Consider the following 17,536-nt stretch of genomic DNA (forward strand, 5'->3'; position numbering starts at 1 on the left):
TCATGTCTCGTTTCGTTTTCAAAGCAGTTCGGGAACGTAGCGCGGCGCTGCCGTCAGTCCGCCATCGATGCGCAGGTCGGTGCCGGTGGTGAAGCCGGCCGCATCGGATGCCAGATAGACCGCGGCCTCGGCCACTTCGGAAGGCTCGCCGATGCGGCCGAGCGGATGCATCTTGACCCAGGCCTTGGCGAGATTGCCGCCGATCTCCTTGATCAGCCTGTCGTTCATCGGCGTGTTGATGGTGCCCGGCGAGATCGAGTTGACGCGGATGTTCATTGGACCGAACTCGACCGCCATCTGGCGCGTCATCGCCATCACCGCGCCCTTGGCGCCGGCATAGGCGGTCCACCCATCGAGGCCGATATGGCCCTGCGCCGAGGCCATGTTGATGATCGAGCCGGACTTCTGCGCGATCATATGCGGCAGCGCGTATTTGCAGCCGCGGAACACGCTGGTCAGGTTGACCGCGATCAGCCGGTGCCATTGCTCGTCGGTCATCTCGTGCACCGGCATGCCGCCGATGGCGATGGCGGCGTTGTTGACCAGGACGTCGAGATGTCCGGTGTTCTTCACCGCGCTGTCGATCAGGCCGGCGATATCGGCTTCCTGGGAGACGTCGCAATGGACATAGTCGGCGCGGCGGCCGGCCGCGCGAAGTGCCGCGGCGAACGCCTCGCCGGCCTCATCGGCGATGTCGCCGAGGAAGACATGCGCCCCTTCCCGCGCCATCGCCTCGGCGATCGCGTGGCCGATGCCGTCGGCCGCACCCGTGATGACTGCGGTTTTTCCTTCAAGACGAGCCATGTCAGCCTCCATTCGCGCGCCGGCGCTTCGCTTCGTCGAAGGCGACCGCGGCGATGATGATCATACCGGTGATGACCAGCTGCCATTCGGTCGGCAGCCCGAGCCCGCGCAGGCCGTTCGACAGGAATTGCAGGATCAGCACGCCGAGCGCCATCCCCGTCAGGCTGCCGATGCCGCCGGCAAGGCTCACGCCGCCGAGAACCGTCGCGGCAACGACCTGGAATTCGAAGTTGAGCCCCGCCGTATGCTGCGCCGAGCCGACACGCGCCGCCAGGATGATACCGGCAACCGTCGCCAGCAGCGCGCTGATGATGAAGCAGATGAACTTGACGCGCCGCACGTCATAGCCGGCCAGCCGCGCCACTTCCTGGTTGCCGCCGACGGCATAGATCTGCCGCCCGAACGGCCGGTGCTGCATCATGTAGCCGAAGGCGGCGAGTAGCACGATGGCGATCACCGCCGAATACGGGATGATGTTGAACAGACGACCATCGGACAGCGCGATGAAGGAATCGAGGCTGGCGTCGTCGGGGATGGCGCGCTGGCCGGTGTAGAGATAGACGCCGCCGCGCATGATGAACATCGTGCCGAGCGTCACGATCAGCGAGTTGATGCCGGCATAGGCGACGAGATAGCCGTTCACGACACCGATGATCAGGCCGAACAGCAGCGCGCCGCCGACGCCGAGCAGCAGCGAGTTGGTGTCGTTCATGATGATGATCAGCGGCAGCGCGATGGTCGCCAGCAGCGAGCCGATCGAGATGTCAACCTCGCCGGAAATGAAGACGATGGCGCAGCCGATGCCGGCGGTTAGCGCCAGCGAGGCCTGGCCCAGCACGTTGGTCATGTTGCGCACGGAGAAGAAATTCTCGACCGTCGCGGAAAAGAACGCCAGCACCAGGATCAGGCAGACGAGCAGCGCCAGTTCCTGCCGGGCAAAGAGCCGCGCCAGCATGGATGGCCGGTCTTTCGCGGAAGCCGTGCTTGCAAGGCTCATCGCTTGCTCCCTCCGAAGGAATTGCGCGTGTCGCAAGGAATGCTGCGGTGCGCCATGGTTCTATCCGATCGCCGCATTGAGGATCTTCTCCTGCGTGGCTTCCTCACGCGACATGATCGAGGTCAGGCGGCCCTCGCACATCACCGCAACACGGTCGGCGAGGCCGAGCAACTCCGGCATCTCCGACGTCATCATGACGACCGCCAGGCCCTCGCCGGCGAGCCGGTCGATCAGCGCGAAGATTTCCGACTTGGCGCCGACATCGATGCCGCGCGTCGGCTCGTCGACGACGATGACCTTCAGGCCGCGCATCAGCCAGCGCGAGATCAGCACCTTCTGCTGGTTACCGCCCGACAGATTCTTGATCTGCTGGAACAGGCTGGGCGTCTTGATGCGGAAGCGGTCGACATAGTTCTGCACCGCCTGATGCTCTTTCGCCTTGTCGACGAAGCCCAGGCGGGCGAACGCGCCGAGCGAGGCGAGGCTGGCGTTCTGGTAGACGGGCAGCTCGCCCATCAGGCCTTCGCTCTTGCGGTCCTCGGTGAGCAGGCCGATGCCGAGCCGCACGCCGGTGCGCGTGTCGTGCGGCGCGAGGCGCTGACCATCGACCGCGATGGTGCCCGAAATGATCGGATCGTAGCCGACGATCGCCTTGGCGAGCTCGGTCCGGCCGGCGCCCATCAATCCGAAGAAACCGAGCACCTCGCCGGCGCGCGCCTCGAATGACACGTCGATGAGCTTCTTCGCCGTGCTGAGCTTCTCGACGGAGAGCGCCACCTTGCTGCCCGCCGCGCCGCGCTGGCGGGGAAAGAGGTTGTCGATGCGGCGGCCGATCATGTCCTGGATCAGCGTGTCGTTGGTGTGCTCGCCGATCGGCTTGGTCGAGATGTGGCGTCCATCGCGCAGCACCGTCACCGTGTCGGCGATCTCGAACACCTCGTCGAGCTTGTGGCTGACATAGACCACGGCGATGCCGAGCGACGCCAGGCGGCGGATGACTGTGAACAGCAGCGAGACTTCGTTCGGCGTCAGCGAGGATGTCGGTTCGTCCATCACGACGACACGGGCTTCGTGGGCGAGCGCGCGGGCGATCTCGACCATCTGTTGCTGGCTGACCGGCAGCGATCCCGTCCGGGCCGCCGGATCGACGTTGAAGCCGATGCGGTTGAACAGCGCCGCCGAGTCGGCGCGGATCTTCTTCCAGTCGATCGAGCCGGTCCTGCCGGTCGGATAGCCTTCGAGGAAGATGTTTTCCGCGACGGTGAATTCGGAGATCAATGCGATCTCCTGGAACACGACCTTGATGCCCTCCCTCAGGCTGTCGCGCGGCGACTTGATGTCGACCTCGCGTCCGCGCATGCGGACCGTGCCGGCATCCTTGCCGTAGACGCCTGCCATGATCTTGATCAGGGTCGACTTGCCGGCGCCATTCTCACCCATCAGGGCATGGATCTTGCCGGCCTCCAGGGTGAAGTCGACATTGTCCAGCGCCACCACGCCCGGAAACCGCTTGCCGATGCCGCGCATCTCCAGCGCCGGCACGTTCGGGTCGATGGCCGCGCCTTCGCCGGGATGAAGGAAATCAACGGACATTGGCTTTGTTCCGGATGATGTCGAGATAGGTCGCCAGGATGATGACGACGCCCGGCACCACCATCTGCAGGTCCTGGTTCCAGCCGAGGATGATGATGCCGTTGTCGATCACCTTGAGCACCAGCACGCCGAGCAGCGTGCCGAACAGCGAGCCGCGGCCGCCGAGCAGGCTGGTGCCGCCGAGGATGACGGCGGCGATCACCGTCAGCTCGAAGCCGCGCCCGGCGGTCGGCTGGCCGGCATTCATCAATGACGACAGGATCATGCCGGCGACGCCGACGCACAGGCCGGTGACGACGAAGGCGAGCAGCTTGAGCCGTTCCGAACGCAGGCCGGACAGGCGCACCGCTTTTTCGTTGGCGCCGACCGCGTAGAGATAGCGGCCGAGCGTGGTGAAGCGCAGCGTCACATAGGCAACAAGGAAGATCAGCGCCGCCAGGATGACGGGGACCGGCACGGCGCCGACATAGCCGGCGCCGAGATCGGTGAAGCTTGCCAGTTGATTGTGGTTCTGCACCGCTTCGCGCGTGAACAGATAGACGCCGCCCTGCAGCATCATCATGGTGCCGATGGTGGCGATCAGCGAATTCACCCTGAGCCTGGTGACGACAAGCCCGTTGAACAGGCCGACGCCGCCGGCAAAGGCAAGTGCCGCCAGCATGCCGAGCGCGAGGCTGTGAGTGGAATTGAGCACCGCCATGCCGATGCAGCCGACAAAGGCAAGCGAGGCGCCGACCGACAGGTCGACCTCCGCCGTGATGATGAGCATGGTCATGCCCGAGGCGACGATCAGCACCAGCGCGCATTGGCGCAGGATGGCGATGATGTTGGCCTCCGAATAGAACTGCGGTGCCGCGATCGATATGGCGATGCAAAGCACCGCCAGGATGCCACCCAGCACCAACTGGCTGCTGCCGAGAAGCTGGCCGCCGATGAAACGCTTCTGCGCGGAAGCGTGTGTAAGCTCGCTCATATCAGTCCGTTCCCGTCGCTAGAGCATGATACCGAAAAGTGTGAAGCGGTTTTCGGACGACATCATGCTCTATCTCTCGGATTTAGAGACGGATTCAGATTTCAGGTCGAACAGACCTGAAATCATCCGGCTCTAAGGCCAGGCACAGACGCCGTGTCTTCGCTGGCCGTCGGCGCCTGGCTGGCGGTCCTTCCCGCGACGCGGGAAGGACCGTGTCGATCGACCTATTTCTTCAGGTCGGCCGAGGTCTTCATGCACTTTGCCGGCGGCTGCAGCGCATTGACGGCGTCCCATTTGATGGTGCGGGTCGTGCCGTCATAATCATAGTATTTCTTCCACTCGTCGCCAGTCATCGGCGCGGTCGGGCTGACGATGTGCTCCGGCACCTGCTCGTTGTTGAACAGCTTGACCGCCGCGTCGATGGTCGTGAAGCCTTCCTTTTCCGGGAACATGGCGGCCTCGATGCGGTAGGACGGCTCGTTCTGCATGGCGTTGATGAAGGCAAGTCCTTCGCCGCCGGTGCCGACCGTCAGCAGGCCGTCCTGCGACTTGCCGGCAGCCTTCCATGCCTGCAGGCCGCCCAGCGAGGACGAATCGTTGATGCCGTAGATGATGTTGATGTCGGAATTCTTGGCGAGTGCGGCCGACGACACTTCAAGCGCGCGATCCGGATTACCGCCGCCGTCAAGGTCGTGGACCATGACCGCGTCGGGGACGATGGTCTTCAGCCCGTCCATGAAGCCTTGCGAGCGCAGCACCGTCGCCGACAGCAACGGCAGGCCGACATTCATCACCTTGGCGACGCCGCCGAGCTTCTCCTTGGCATATTTGCCCGCCTCGACGCCGGAGAAATAGCCGGTGTCGTAGTCGCAGATGGCGACCATCGTGGTCATGCCCTTGACCGGGTTGCCCTCGAGCACCACCGGGATATTGGCCGCCTTGGCCTGACGCAGCAGCGGCACCACGCCTTCCTCATTCACCGGGGTGATGATCAGCACGTCGACGCCCTTGGCGATGAAGTCTTCGGCCGCGGCGACCTGCTTGGCTATATCGAGATTGGCGTCCTGCACCTCGACCTCGATCCCCAATTCCTTGCCGTGCGCCTTCATGCCCTTGATGACGTTCTGGTACCACTCATGCGTGGCGTAGTTGGTGACGTAACCGATGTGCTTGGGCATGTTCTCGGCATGCGCCGCCGCCGCGCCGATGGCCAGCATGGCCGCGGATGCGAGCAGGATTGATTTGGACCAGTGCATTTTTCTCTCCCAGGGTTTTCGTTTGTCTCAGTCGCTGAACGGGTAATCCCGCCGTTCCGGGTCGGCACGTGAAGAGCTGTTGGCTTCGCCCCAGCCGAGCGCAGCCGATATCTTCTCGGCGGCTGTCCGGGTTCGTTCGAAAACAGTCTGACGGTCGAAGCGCGCCGCCTTCTGCGGCAGCAGCGGCACCGTGAGCGCGGCGATGACGGCGCCGACATGGTCGCGCACGGGCATGGAGATGTTGGTGCAGCCCTCGACGGCGAGCGACGCGCGCATCTCGTAGCCGAGCCTGGCCACCTCGTTCAGCCGTGCCTCGATTTCCCCGCGCGTTCCCTGGCCTTCGCCGGCGGCGACGATGCGCTCGACGATGCGGTCGCGCTCGGCCCGGTTGGAGTGGGCGAGCAGCACGGCGCCGGAACTGGTTTCCAGGATCGGGAAATGCGATCCGAGCGCAACCGAATAGCGCATCGGCAGCGGTGAATCGATCTGCAGCACCACCAGCGCGTTTTGCCCTTCGCGTACCACAAGGTGGCAGCTCTGGTCGGCATTGGCGGTCAATTCGCGCATCACCGGCAGCGCGGACTCGACGAGCCTGTTCACCGGCGGATGCATATGCGCCAACTCGAACAGTTTCAGCGACAGCCGGAAGCGGTCCGATTGCGTGCGGAAGATGTAGCCGCGCTTCTCCAGCAAAAGCAGGATGCGGTAGATTTCGTGGATGGACCTGCCAAGGCCGGTCGCGATCTCGGTCTGGGTCATCGCATCGGCGCTGGAGGCCATGAACTCCAGCACGTCGAGCGCCTTCTCCACTGCCGGCACGCGATATCCATTGCGGCCGCTTTCGCTTTCCTCGAGCGTTTCGGCAATACCGGAGGCCATCACGCAACGCTCCGTTGCGGTTGCCTGGTTTCGCGGTAGAGGCGGTTCACGTGCTCGGCGAGCTCCACGGCGCCGATGTCGCCGGCTATGGCCGCGGCTGCGCGCGGCGCGCATTCGCGGAAGAAGGCGATGAAGCCTGGATGTGTCGGACGCAGATAGGACGAGCTGATCGTGCGCAATGTCGAGGAGAAGAAATCGCCGGAGAGACGATTGACCTCGGCGTCCTTCCAGGCTGCCAGCGATCCCGGCTGTCCCCCCGACTTCACATAGTCGCCGCGCTGATAGTCGGGCGAGCACAGGAACAGGGCGTAGTCGATCGCCTGCTGCTTGTGCTTCGACTGGGCGCTGACGCCGATGCCGGCGCCGCCGAGCAGGGCGCCGGCCGATCGCGGGGTCGGCACGTCGGCAAAGCGCAGATAAGGCCTGTCGGTCTTCGCAGCATAGTTCACATAGCCGAAGGCGAACGGCACATAGACGACGTCGTCATGCGCGACCATGTGGTCGTAGCAGCGGATCGGATTCCAACCGGACGAGTTCGGATGCGACAGCGCCGCAAGCTCGCGCAATTGCCCGATGGCCTGCTCGACCACGTCCGGCGCGATGAATTGCTCGCCGTCCTCCTGTGGGTCGCCAAGCGTCAACAGCAGGCACATGGCGTCCGTCGGCACGAAAGGCAGGCCGAGCCATTTGCCGTCCTTGCGCGCCAGCCGGCCGAGCGCGGCCACCTCTTCATGCGTGCGGGGCACTGGCGCGTAGCGCTCCAGCAGGTCTGGGCGATACGAGGCGACGTGGCAGGCGGCATCGATCGGCAGTGCCCATTGGCGCCCGTTCTTCTCGTAGGACCGCCAGGACGGACCGACGGAATCCTGCTCGAAGAAGCGGACCTGCTCCGCCGACAGATAAGCGTCGAACGGCACCATCAGCTCGTCCTGCGCGATGTCGCCGATGAAGGGATGGTCGAACACCACCAGATCGTAGGTCGAGAGCACAGGGCCGAGCGCGCCCTCGCCGAATTCATAGAGGCTGCGGCGGTCCCACTCGATTTCCAGGCCCGGATTGGCGGCGCGATACGGCGCCACACTGGCATCCAGCGGACCCCAGCAACGTCGATGATCCCACGCAAGACCGCGCAGTCTTGTCATATCCGGCAATTCCTCCCTGGAACCGGGCATGTGCCCTGCCCGCAAACCAGTAGCAGCTATTTTTACCTGAGCAAATAGTTTTTACATACGCAAAATAGCGATCCTCTTCCTGGCTGCGGCCTCAAGCCAGCCCGAAGCGCTCGACGGCCCGCATGATGCCGCGCAACTCGGCGAGACCCTTGAGCCGGCCGATCAGCGAGTAGCCGGGATTGATCCTGGTCTTGCCGATGTCGTCGGCGAGGAGGTGCCCGTGGTCCGGCCGCATCGGGATGCGCCAGTCGGCGCGGCCTTCCTTGCGGCGGCGCGCCTCCTCCTGCATCAGCGCGAGGATGACATGCGCCATGTCGGTGCCGCCCTCGAGATGCTCGGCCTCGTGGAACGAGCCGTCATCCTCGATGGTGATGTTGCGCAGATGGACGAAATGGATGCGGCTGGCGAACTCCTTGACCATGGCGACGATATCGTTGTCGGCGCGCGTGCCGTAGGAGCCGGTGCAGAAGGTCAGGCCATTGGCCGGGCTGTCGACGGCATTGAGGATGAAGCGCGCATCCTCGGCGGTCGAGACGATGCGCGGCAGGCCGTAGAGCGAGAATGGCGGATCGTCGGGATGGATGCACATGCGCACCCCTTCCTGTTCGGCTACCGGAATGATCTCGCGCAGGAACCAGGCCAGGTTCTCGCGCAATTCCTTCGGCCCGACTGCATCATAGTCGGCCAGGGCCTCGCGAAAGCTGTCGCGGTTGTAGGCGCGCTCGGTGGCGGGCAGGCCGGCGATGAGGTTGCGCTCGATCCTGTCGATCTTCTCCGCGCCGAGTTCCTTCAACCGCGACTCTGCCTCGGCGATGCGGGCGGGCGTATAGCCGTCCCGGGCATTCTCGCGTTTCAGCACGAACAGGTCGTAGGCCGCGAAATCGATCGCGTCGAAGCGCAGCGCATAACCCGTCGTCGGCAAGCGGTAGGCCAGATCCGTGCGGGTCCAGTCGACCACGGGCATAAAATTGTAACAGATCGTCGCGATGCCGGCCTTCGCCAGCGCGCGGATCGTATCCTTGTAGAAGCCGACATAACGGAGCCGCTCCGGCGAACCGATCTTGATCGAGTTGTGGACGGGAATGCTCTCGACCACCGACCAGGTCAGTCCTGCCGCCTCGATGATGCGCTTGCGCTCGAGAATGTTTTCCAGCGGCCAGACGCGCCCGTCATAGATGCCGTGCAGGGCCGAGACCACGCCGGTCGCCCCCGCCTGTTTGACATGATCGAGTGTCACCGGGTCGTCCGGACCATACCAGCGCCAGCATTGTTCCATTGCCACTTTCCTCTCCAACAAGCCGGGGAATTTATTGTTGGACCACAATCAGAGTCAAATTAAAACTTTGGCACTCACAAGCGGCTGCTCTCACCAGCTGGCTGCAGAAAATTGGACAAGATGGGGCCAAATCTGGTTGTTTTCCCTGAACCTTAGGATATTCTGGTCCAACAATTAGGAGGATCGATGTCGGAAAACCCCCAGGCCGTACGCGACAATGTCACCGCCCGCCGCGCCGGCGGCAGCTCCGCGGTCGACACCGCGGCAGGACGGATCCTCGACCTTATTCGCGCGCGACAGCTCAATGTCGGCGATGTGCTGCCGACGGAACGCGAGCTCAGCGAGATCACCGGCGCCAGCCGCAACACCGTGCGCGAGGCGCTGCGCACCATCCGCACCTACGGGCTGATCGAGCCCAAGCCGCGCGTCGGCGCGGTGCTCGCCAATGGGCAGAGCATCGCCATCCAGAATTTCTTCGCCGCCCACATGGATGTCTCGCGCTCGTCCTTCGCCGACATCCAGGGTTTTCGGCGCATCATCGAGGTCGGCATCGGCGACCACATCGTGCTCAATGCCACAAGCGAGCAGATCGAGGCGCTCGACGAGATCAATGCCCGGATCGTCGACAGCCGCTCGATCGAGGAAGCCGCCGAGAACGACTTCAATTTCCACATGGCTCTGATCGGGCTGGCGGGCAACCGCATGCTCACCGACATGTATTCCTTCCTGTCGCCCGTGATCCTGCGGATCATGACCATCGGCAAGGAAATGCGCCCGGTGCTGGCCGACACCCGTACCGCGCATGGCGAGATCATAGCCGCGCTGCGTGCGCGCGACAGGCTGGCTTACGCCTATCTGATGAGCCGCCATCTCGATTTCGCCCTGCGATTCCTGCCGGAAGAACCGGCTTCCGACAATGACTGAGGGAGTTCCCGCAATGAAGGATTTTGAAGGCAAAGTCGCGCTGGTGACCGGGACGACCGGGATTGGTCTCGCAACCGCCAGGCGCCTTGCCGCCGGCGGCGCCGCGATCGTCGCCTGCGGCATCGATCGCTCGGCCAATGCCGCGATGCGAGCGGAGCTGGGAAGCTCAGGGGCCGGCACGCTGGTCTTGGACACCGACGTCTCCGTGCAAGGCCAGGTCCGCGACGCCGTCGCTGCCGGCGTCGAGCGCTTCGGCGGCCTCGACGTGATCGTCAATTCGGCGGCGGTCCATCCCTATGGAACCGCGACGACGACCGACTGGGAAACCTGGAACAAGGCGATGACGGTCAATGTCGGCTCGATCTATCTGACCGCCCATTTCGGCATCCCGGAAATGATCAAGCGCGGCGGCGGCGCCATCGTCAACGTCGCCTCGGTGCAGGGTTTCGCCTGCCAGCAGAACGTCGCCGCCTATGCCACCACCAAGGGCGCCATCCAAACGCTGACGCGTTCGCTGGCGCTCGACTACGCGGCCGCCGGTATCAGGGTCAATTCGGTCAGCCCGGGCTCGATCCGCACGCCGATCCTCGAGAAAGCCGCGCGTGGCGAAAACGGCAGCGATGCCGACGTCGAGGAAGCCTACAGGCGCTTCGGCGCGGCCCATCCGCTCGGCCGCATCGGCGAGCCCGAGGAAGTGGCGGAGCTCATAGCCTTTCTGTGCTCCTCGAAGGCCGGCTTCTGCACCGGCGCGGACTACAAGATCGATGGCGGCCTGACCGCCGGCATCGGCGTGAAATGACCATGAAGATCGGTCTTGGCCTTTACCGGGAGTCGCTGACACCGGACAATTTCCGCTTCGCCCGCCAGGCGGGCGCCACCCACATCGTCGCCCACCTCACCAATTATTTTCGCGGCCGCGATCCTTCGCTGTCGGCCGGCAGCGAGACGGAAGGCTGGGGCGATTGCTCCACCGATGCGCTGTGGAACCACGAGGACTTCACCGGCCTGGTCAGGACAGTGCGCGACAACGGGCTGGAAATCGCCGCGATCGAGAATTTCTCGCCGCGCTTCTGGTCCGACATTTTGCTCGATGGTCCCGACCGGGCGGAGCAGATCGAAGGGCTGAAGCGGCTTATCCGCGATGCCGGCCGCGCCGGCATCCCGTGCATCGGCTACAACTTCTCCATCGCCGGTGTCTGGGGCTGGTCGCGCGGGCCCTTCGCGCGCGGCGAGGCTATGTCGGTTGGGCTCGACCTTGCGGCCATCGACCCCGATTTGCCCCTCCCCGACGGCGTCGTCTGGAACATGCGCTACCGCGCCGGCCGGCCGGCCGCCGCGCCGGTGACGGTGAGCGGCGATGAGCTCTGGCAGCGGCTCGGCGCCTTCCTGCGGGAAGTCGTTCCGGTAGCCGAGGAAGCCGGCGTCGTGCTCGCCGCCCATCCGGACGATCCGCCGGCCGAAGCGCTGCGGGGCGCGGCGCGGCTCGTCAACCGACCGGAGAAATACGACCGGCTGATGGACATCGTCGATTCACCATCCAACGGGCTGGAGCTCTGTCTCGGCTCGCTGCAGGAAATGCCGGGCGCCGACGAGATTTACGGGCATGTCCGGCGCTTCGCCCGACGCAAGCGCATCGGCTACATCCATTTCCGCAACGTGCGCGGCAAGGTGCCGAACTATCACGAGACCTTCGTCGACGACGGCGACATCGACATGGCCGAGATCGTCCGTATCTTGCGCGACGAAAACTATGAGGGCGTCCTCATCCCCGATCATACGCCGGAGATGTCCTGCGACGCGCCCTGGCACGCAGGGAAGGCCTTCGCGCTCGGCTATATGCGCGCGCTGGTGCAGAATGCCGCAGCGCTGGGACCTTCGCGGACCATTCAATCCACCGACATACGGATGCAAGCCTGATGACCAGATCGACGCGCCTCTATGCCGACGACGCCGAAATGTACCGCCTGTTCGAGGAAGAACTCTTCGTCGCGGTGGTCGGTGACGTGATGGACACGCTGGGGCTGCAGCATCAGTTCCTGCCGCCGGTGTTCAAGCCTGTTGACGAAAGCACGCGATTGCTCGGCAGGGCCATGCCCGTGCTCGAGACCGATATCTTTCCGTCCAACGGACCGACGCACAACCCGTTGATGAGCAAGCCTTTCGGGCTGATGTTCGAAGCGCTCGACGATTTGAAGCCCGGCGAGATCTACGTCGCCAGCGGCGCCTCGCCCCGCTACGCGCTGTGGGGCGAGTTGATGTCGACGCGTGCGAAGATCCTTGGCGCGCGCGGTGCGCTGGTCGACGGTTTCGCCCGCGACACGGACGGCATCAAGGCGCTGGGATTTCCCTGCTTCTGCACCGGCTATTACGCGCAGGACCAGGGCGTGCGCGGCAAGGTGATAGACTATCGCTGCGCGCTCGAGGTCGGCGGGGTCCGTATAGAGCCGGGAACGCTGCTGTTCGGCGACAAGGAAGGCGTCCTCGTTATCCCCGCTGAAGTCGAGGAAGAGGTGGTGCGCCTGGCCCTCGAAAAAGTCCGCGGAGAAAAACGCGTCGCCAAGGCGATCCGCGAAGGGATGAGCGCGGTGGATGCCTACAAGACCTTCGGCATCATGTGAGCGGTCATGGCCGATCAACTTTAATCGGACGATCAGTCGGGCTTGCGCGACAGCACCAGGTACATGGCTGCAAGCATCAGGAACAGGGCCACCCAGAACGAGGCGGCCGGCCGTTCGTCGAAGACGGCCAGACTCCAGAGGATGCCGGCGGCCACGGCCAGATAGTTGAAGACCGAAAAGCGCGTCGGCCCGATACGAGCGACCAATACGAAGAACAGGACGAAGAAGACGGCATTGATCGCCGTCGCCAGAACGAGCGGCATCGCGGTTCTGCCCGTCCACTCGGAAGGCAACGCCGCACCGCCGAGCGCAAGCATGACAACGCCGGCAACGACAGCCCCTCCCAACAACGTTCCGGCCGCCATCATTACGGAGGACGCGCCTTCGGGGCGCAGCCATTTGGCGCAGTTGTTGGCGGCAGCAAACATGACCGGAGCAATGAGAGCCACCAGAAACCAAACGATGCCGTCCGAGCCGACAACGCCTACACCGGGCAGCGCGAGGACAGCCACGCCAGCCACTCCGAGCATCATGCCGGCGAAAGTGCGCCAATCGAAGCGATCAAGGCCCGCCAGCGCGCCGATGGCGAGGGTGAATATGGGAGATAGGCAAAGCACCAGAGTGAGCACCGAGGCGTCGACATGCGGAGCGGCCGACACCAGTATGCCGATAGGCAGGCCAACCACCAGGCCGCCCATGATCAGATACGTGCGCATCTGCCCGGCGTTGACGGCGAACCGACCGTCGGCGGCTGCCGCCGCCAAGGCCAGGATCACGCCTGCCGCGAGCGATTGGGCGAAGGCGAAACCCACAGGCGGCCATTGCGCTTCGGCGGCCAGCCGGTTGACCGGAAAGATGCCGCCATAGATCGCCGCTGCCAAGAACAGAAGAGCAGCGTCTATCGGTGGCAGGCCGCTGCTCGGCACGGGTCGGTCGTCATGCATCGCACACCGCCGGGCAGGCGCTCCCTCTCCAACTACCGACCCGGAATTCGAGGTCTCTCGCGGACCTGTTCCGCGCCTAGGCAATTCCAGGAAAAGTGTGAGCGGTTAAGTTCGGCGTTTTCGCCGTAACCTTCCGTCCGGAATTGCGTAAAAACAAAGGGATAGAGCGGTTCGCCGTTTCCGTGAAACGGTGAAGCGCTCTATCGGAGTCAAACCGTTCTGAGGGCGGCTGTACGGGCTTCGTCGACCTTGAGCAGGCCAGGCTCGTCGGCATCGACCAGAACCACCTTGTAGACCGTCTCGGCATCCTCGCGGCTCAGCCAGCCGCGATTGACGGTCGCCGCGACACGCTTCGGATCGCGCTTCAGCGGGTCTCCGTAACCGCCGCCGCCGCAGGCGGTGAACTCAATACGGGCGCCATTCTCGATCGTCTCTTCGCTGAAGGCCGGCAACACGATCTTCTCGTCGGCCCGGAGCTTGATCGTCTCGCTCTCCTTGCCGTCGCCGCCCCCCAGCACGCCGCGCGGCGGGAAGCTGGTGCCGTCGGCGGCGTAGACGATCGTCATGTCGTGGTCGAGCGGATAGAAGACGCCGCCGGTCGCCGGCGCGCCCTCGAACTCGCCGAAACCCTGCGATCCAGGCAGCACGCCACGGCGCTCGATGACGATCGGATACATCGACTCGTCGACCTCGACCGAGTCGAGCTGAATGAGGCCGGCATTGGCCGGGCCGCAATAGGTCAGCCAGCCATCGAAGCCATGGCGAGCGCCGCCGCCGGCATAGCCGACGAAGACCTGGTTGACATAGGACTTGCCGTGCTTGAATGGATCCTCGCCGGAGATGACGCCGACGCCGGCCGGCAGGTGCGAGCCGCTCTCGGCCTGGCCGTAAGGGGCGCCCATGCGCGAAAAGACGCAATTGCCGGCAATCATCAGGCGGTCGTTGACATTGGTGGTGGCGACCGAAGTGCCGACCGGATATTTCGGCTTGCCGACGACGCTTCCCTCGCGCAGCAGCACCTTGATCTGCGACTTCGCGCCCTCATTGTGCGGAATGCTCTCGTCGAGATTGTTGAAGACGCCGATGCGGCAGGAACCTGTTGCCGTATTCTCCGACAGATTGAGCCCGCCCGGCACATTGTCGATGTTGTCGCGCACGTCGACGACGATCTCGCCCTTCTCCGGATCGACATTGATCGTCACCTTGACCGGTATGCCTTCGTCGGCGACGCCGGGCACCGGGTCGTGGCGCGTTTCGTAGCTGTAGCTGCCGGCCGGCAGCTTGGCGATCGCCGCCTTGGCGCAGCGCGCGCCATAATCGAACCAGTCCTCGACGAAGCCGAGGATGGTGGCGCGGCCGTAGCGGGCGAACAATTCGCCGATGCGGCGCTCGCCGGTGCGGCAGGCGCCGATCTGCGCGCGCACGTCGCCCAGCCACATGTCCGGCACGCGGTTGCGCATCGTGCCGATGCGCAGGATGTCCTTCTTCTCCTCGTAATTCTGCGCGACGCGCACACAAGGGAAATGCATCCCCTCTTCGAAGATGTTCTTGGCGAAGGGCAGATAGGTCGACGGCACCGGCGCACCGGTGTCGGCGTGGTGCGACAGCGCCACGACCCAGAACAGCGGCTCGCCCTCGAAGAACACGGGCATCGCCATGATCAGGTCGGCGTGATGGGTGCCGCCGGTGTAGGGGCAGTTGTTGAGGAAGATGTCGCCTTGCGTGATGTCGTCGAACAGGTCGGTCAGCGGCCGCGTCGCCATGTCCATAGACATGACGTGGATCGGCAGCGCGTCCTCGACCGAGACCAGCCGATGATCGTAGGTCAAGATGGCGCAGGAGAAGTCGCGCGCGTTCTTGATCACGGCCGAGCGGCTGGCGCGCATGACGACCAGGGTCATCTCGCGCACGATCGCCTCGAAGCGGCTTTTCAGCACCGACATCAGGAAGGGGTCGACCCGCCGCTCCGCGATGTCGAGTTCGAGCCTGTTGATGGAGTCCATAGGATCGTTCCCTTGTGTAGATTTGACTAGACGATGTTCACGACGAGATTGCCGTAACGGTCGATCTGTCCCTGGTGCTGGTCCTTGAGATAGGCGGTGAAGGTCTCGGCCTCGACCAGGCAGGGACCGGCAAGCTCTGCGCCGGCGCGCAGTTGCGCCAGTTCGTAGACCGGCACCGTTTCGACACGCCCGCTCTCCTGCTGGTAGATACCGCGCTTCGCCTTCAGGTCGATGGCGCCGATCTGGTCGGGCAGCGTGTTCTTCTGCCAGATGTCCTGGCCGGAGCGCTTGCCGATGGCGCGCAGCTTCCAGGCCGTGAATTCGACGACGTCGTTGTCGGCGCGGATCGAATAGATGCGCTCATGCATCTTGTGGAAGGCCTCGACCAGAGCCGGCAGATCGCTCTCATCGACCACGCCGTCCTTGGCCTCGAACGGCACCTCGATCTCGAAGGACTGGTATTCGTAACGGCCGAGGAAGGAGAACTCGAACTGACGGTTCTCCACCGCGACGCCGGCTTCGGCGAGGAAGTTGTTGCCGGTCTGCTTCAGCCGCTTCAGCGCATCGTTGACGCCGGCGACGTTGAAGTCGGCATCGGAGGTGAGCAGCACCGCGCTCTCTTCGGAGCGGATGTCGGAGATCAGGCCGCCGAAAGCGCTGAGGCCGGCCATGAAACGCGGCACCATGTAGCGCTTCAAGCCGAGGATATCGGCCATCTCGGCGATGTGGATGGCGGTGGCGCCGCCGCCGCAGACGAAGAAAGAGTCGCGCGGATTGATGCCCTCGCGCACCGTGATCTCTTCGATCGCCGCCACCATGTTGTGGTTGGAGGTGGTGTAGATTGCGTAGGCCGCCTCCTCGCGCGAAACGCCGAGCCGCGTCGCGATCTTGTCGACCGCCGCCTCCGCCAGCTCGCGCTTCAGCTGCATCTTGCCGCCGAGGAAGTAATCGGGATCGACGATGCCGAGCACGACATTGGCGTCCGTCACTGTCGGCTCGGTGCCGCCCTGGCCGTAGCAGGCAGGACCCGGCCGGGCACCGGCGCTGCGCGGGCCGACCTGCAGCAGGCCGCCTTCGTCGACGAAGGCGATCGAGCCGCCGCCGGCGCCGACCGAGCGCACATCGACCTTGGGAATGCCGAGTGAATCGTCATGGATCATGCTGTCCGGCGTGACGATGATCTGGTGGTCGCGCAGCGCCGAGACGTCGAACGTGGTGCCGCCCATGTCGCCGACGATGATGTCAGGCTCGTCGGAAAGCGCCAGCGCCGCCATCGGCGCCAGCGTCGGACCGGACATGACGCTGTAGATCGGCTTGCGGATCATGTCGGCCAAAGGCATCATCCCGCCGACGCAGTTGGCAAGCAGCAATTCGCCCTCGAAACCTTCCTCGTCGAGCGCCGTCTTCAGCTTCTCGATATAGGTGCGCACGATCGGGTTGATCGAGGCGTCGATCGCCGCCGCGATGATGCGCTTGTACTCGCGCGGCATCGGGTTGATCTCGTGGCTGAGCGTCACCGGAATGCCGGGCAACTCCTGGTTCAGGATCTCGCGCACGGCGAGCTCATGCGCCGGATTGACCACCGACCACAGCAGGCCGACGGCGATCGCCTCGACGCCGAGGCCGCGAAACTCGGCGGCGGCCTTGCGCACGTCATCCAGCGAAAGCGGCGCGAGCTCGCGACCGCGCGCGTCGATGCGGCCGCCGACCGTCTTGGTGAGATGGCGCGGCACATAGGGATCGGGATAGTTCAGCCGCCACTGGAAAGCGCCTTTGCGCGGACCTTCGCGCAGCACCAGTATGTCCTGGTGACCGGCGGTCAGGATGAGGCCGACCTTGACCGTCTTGCGCTCGACCAGCGCGTTGGTCGACACGGTCGAGCCGTGCACGACGAGGTCGATCTGCTTCATGAAATCGGCGCCGCTCAGGCCGTAGCCCTCAGCCGCGACATGCAGCACGTTGATGAAGCCTTTTTCGAATTCGCCGGGCGTCGTCGGCGACTTGAAGATGGCGATCTCGCCCTTGCTGTTCGAGACAAGGCAGTCGGTGAAGGTGCCGCCGATATCGATGCAAACTTGATAGGCCATACGAGCTTCC

Annotated in this window: 15 protein-coding genes; 4 read left to right on the forward strand and 11 right to left on the reverse strand. The window is 64.4% G+C overall.

The genetic code is table 11. The features are described 5' to 3' along the window. Positions 1-18 precede the first annotated feature (18 nt). The 8 genes from FJW10_RS09280 to uxuA all read right to left on the reverse strand — a co-directional run bounded on the left by FJW10_RS09280 (position 19) and on the right by uxuA (position 8,950). Positions 19-804 carry an SDR family oxidoreductase gene (locus FJW10_RS09280; RefSeq protein ID WP_140899855.1) on the reverse strand — a complete coding sequence of 262 codons (786 nt, stop codon included), beginning with the start codon at positions 802-804 and terminating at the stop codon, positions 19-21. A gap of 1 nt (position 805) precedes the next feature. Continuing rightward, a complete protein-coding gene (locus FJW10_RS09285; protein ID WP_140899856.1) occupies positions 806-1,801 on the reverse strand; it encodes an ABC transporter permease in 996 nt (331 codons plus the stop codon). 60 nt (positions 1,802-1,861) lie between these two features. Then, positions 1,862-3,394: a sugar ABC transporter ATP-binding protein gene (locus FJW10_RS09290; RefSeq protein WP_140899857.1), complete on the reverse strand. Its 1,533-nt coding sequence runs from the start codon at positions 3,392-3,394 to the stop codon at positions 1,862-1,864. Next, the gene (locus tag FJW10_RS09295; protein ID WP_140899858.1) at positions 3,384-4,367 is read right to left on the reverse strand and encodes an ABC transporter permease; all 984 of its coding nucleotides are present in this window, start codon (positions 4,365-4,367) and stop codon (positions 3,384-3,386) included. Before FJW10_RS09295 ends, FJW10_RS09290 begins: the two co-directional genes overlap by 11 nt. A 224-nt stretch (positions 4,368-4,591) precedes the next feature. After that, entirely contained in the window at positions 4,592-5,623 is a 1,032-nt protein-coding gene (locus FJW10_RS09300; RefSeq protein WP_140640355.1) for a sugar ABC transporter substrate-binding protein, read from the reverse strand. Between the two features lie 27 nt (positions 5,624-5,650). Beyond that, on the reverse strand, positions 5,651-6,502 hold the full coding sequence (locus FJW10_RS09305; protein WP_140899859.1) for an IclR family transcriptional regulator: 852 nt from the start codon (positions 6,500-6,502) through the stop codon (positions 5,651-5,653). After that, positions 6,502-7,644 carry an extracellular solute-binding protein gene (locus FJW10_RS09310; RefSeq protein WP_140899860.1) on the reverse strand — a complete coding sequence of 381 codons (1,143 nt, stop codon included), beginning with the start codon at positions 7,642-7,644 and terminating at the stop codon, positions 6,502-6,504. Before FJW10_RS09310 ends, FJW10_RS09305 begins: the two co-directional genes overlap by 1 nt. Before the next feature lie 121 nt (positions 7,645-7,765). Next, positions 7,766-8,950, reverse strand: coding sequence for a mannonate dehydratase (gene uxuA / locus FJW10_RS09315; protein ID WP_140899861.1), 1,185 nt, complete (start codon positions 8,948-8,950; stop codon positions 7,766-7,768). A gap of 186 nt (positions 8,951-9,136) precedes the next feature. Between uxuA and FJW10_RS09320 the strand changes: the two genes are divergently transcribed. The 4 genes from FJW10_RS09320 to FJW10_RS09335 are packed head-to-tail and all read left to right on the forward strand — an operon-like array spanning position 9,137 to position 12,492. Continuing rightward, a complete protein-coding gene (locus FJW10_RS09320; protein ID WP_140899862.1) occupies positions 9,137-9,874 on the forward strand; it encodes an FCD domain-containing protein in 738 nt (245 codons plus the stop codon). 13 nt (positions 9,875-9,887) lie between these two features. Further along, a complete protein-coding gene (locus tag FJW10_RS09325) occupies positions 9,888-10,673 on the forward strand; it encodes an SDR family oxidoreductase (protein ID WP_140899863.1) in 786 nt (261 codons plus the stop codon). Between the two features lie 2 nt (positions 10,674-10,675). Continuing rightward, positions 10,676-11,791: a mannonate dehydratase gene (locus tag FJW10_RS09330; RefSeq protein ID WP_140899864.1), complete on the forward strand. Its 1,116-nt coding sequence runs from the start codon at positions 10,676-10,678 to the stop codon at positions 11,789-11,791. Continuing rightward, positions 11,791-12,492, forward strand: coding sequence for an RraA family protein (locus tag FJW10_RS09335; protein WP_140899865.1), 702 nt, complete (start codon positions 11,791-11,793; stop codon positions 12,490-12,492). The genes FJW10_RS09330 and FJW10_RS09335 overlap by 1 nt, the downstream gene beginning before the upstream one ends. Positions 12,493-12,524: 32 nt before the next feature. Here the strand turns inward: FJW10_RS09335 and FJW10_RS09340 are convergent, their stop codons facing one another. The 3 genes from FJW10_RS09340 to FJW10_RS09350 form a co-directional block, all read right to left on the reverse strand. Next, a complete protein-coding gene (locus FJW10_RS09340; RefSeq protein ID WP_140899866.1) occupies positions 12,525-13,436 on the reverse strand; it encodes a DMT family transporter in 912 nt (303 codons plus the stop codon). A 209-nt stretch (positions 13,437-13,645) separates the two neighbouring features. Beyond that, positions 13,646-15,439 carry a hydantoinase B/oxoprolinase family protein gene (locus tag FJW10_RS09345; protein ID WP_140899867.1) on the reverse strand — a complete coding sequence of 598 codons (1,794 nt, stop codon included), beginning with the start codon at positions 15,437-15,439 and terminating at the stop codon, positions 13,646-13,648. A gap of 26 nt (positions 15,440-15,465) precedes the next feature. Beyond that, on the reverse strand, positions 15,466-17,526 hold the full coding sequence (locus FJW10_RS09350) for a hydantoinase/oxoprolinase family protein (protein WP_140899868.1): 2,061 nt from the start codon (positions 17,524-17,526) through the stop codon (positions 15,466-15,468). Positions 17,527-17,536: the final 10 nt, after the last annotated feature.

Origin of the sequence: Mesorhizobium sp. B4-1-1 (genome assembly GCF_006439375.1) — a bacterium.
GTDB lineage: Bacteria > Pseudomonadota > Alphaproteobacteria > Rhizobiales > Rhizobiaceae > Mesorhizobium.

Excerpts from the sequence above, each read along its gene's own strand:
- FJW10_RS09280 (WP_140899855.1), bottom strand. The coding sequence starts at position 804 with ATGGCTCGTCTTGAAGGAAAAACCGCAGTCATCACGGGTGCGGCCGAC.
- FJW10_RS09285 (WP_140899856.1), bottom strand. The coding sequence starts at position 1,801 with ATGAGCCTTGCAAGCACGGCTTCCGCGAAAGACCGGCCATCCATGCTG.
- FJW10_RS09290 (WP_140899857.1), bottom strand. The coding sequence starts at position 3,394 with ATGTCCGTTGATTTCCTTCATCCCGGCGAAGGCGCGGCCATCGACCCG.
- FJW10_RS09295 (WP_140899858.1), bottom strand. The coding sequence starts at position 4,367 with ATGAGCGAGCTTACACACGCTTCCGCGCAGAAGCGTTTCATCGGCGGC.
- FJW10_RS09300 (WP_140640355.1), bottom strand. The coding sequence starts at position 5,623 with ATGCACTGGTCCAAATCAATCCTGCTCGCATCCGCGGCCATGCTGGCC.
- FJW10_RS09305 (WP_140899859.1), bottom strand. The coding sequence starts at position 6,502 with ATGGCCTCCGGTATTGCCGAAACGCTCGAGGAAAGCGAAAGCGGCCGC.
- FJW10_RS09310 (WP_140899860.1), bottom strand. The coding sequence starts at position 7,644 with ATGACAAGACTGCGCGGTCTTGCGTGGGATCATCGACGTTGCTGGGGT.
- uxuA (WP_140899861.1), bottom strand. The coding sequence starts at position 8,950 with ATGGAACAATGCTGGCGCTGGTATGGTCCGGACGACCCGGTGACACTC.
- FJW10_RS09320 (WP_140899862.1), top strand. The coding sequence starts at position 9,137 with ATGTCGGAAAACCCCCAGGCCGTACGCGACAATGTCACCGCCCGCCGC.
- FJW10_RS09325 (WP_140899863.1), top strand. The coding sequence starts at position 9,888 with ATGAAGGATTTTGAAGGCAAAGTCGCGCTGGTGACCGGGACGACCGGG.
- FJW10_RS09330 (WP_140899864.1), top strand. The coding sequence starts at position 10,676 with ATGAAGATCGGTCTTGGCCTTTACCGGGAGTCGCTGACACCGGACAAT.
- FJW10_RS09335 (WP_140899865.1), top strand. The coding sequence starts at position 11,791 with ATGACCAGATCGACGCGCCTCTATGCCGACGACGCCGAAATGTACCGC.
- FJW10_RS09340 (WP_140899866.1), bottom strand. The coding sequence starts at position 13,436 with ATGCATGACGACCGACCCGTGCCGAGCAGCGGCCTGCCACCGATAGAC.
- FJW10_RS09345 (WP_140899867.1), bottom strand. The coding sequence starts at position 15,439 with ATGGACTCCATCAACAGGCTCGAACTCGACATCGCGGAGCGGCGGGTC.
- FJW10_RS09350 (WP_140899868.1), bottom strand. The coding sequence starts at position 17,526 with ATGGCCTATCAAGTTTGCATCGATATCGGCGGCACCTTCACCGACTGC.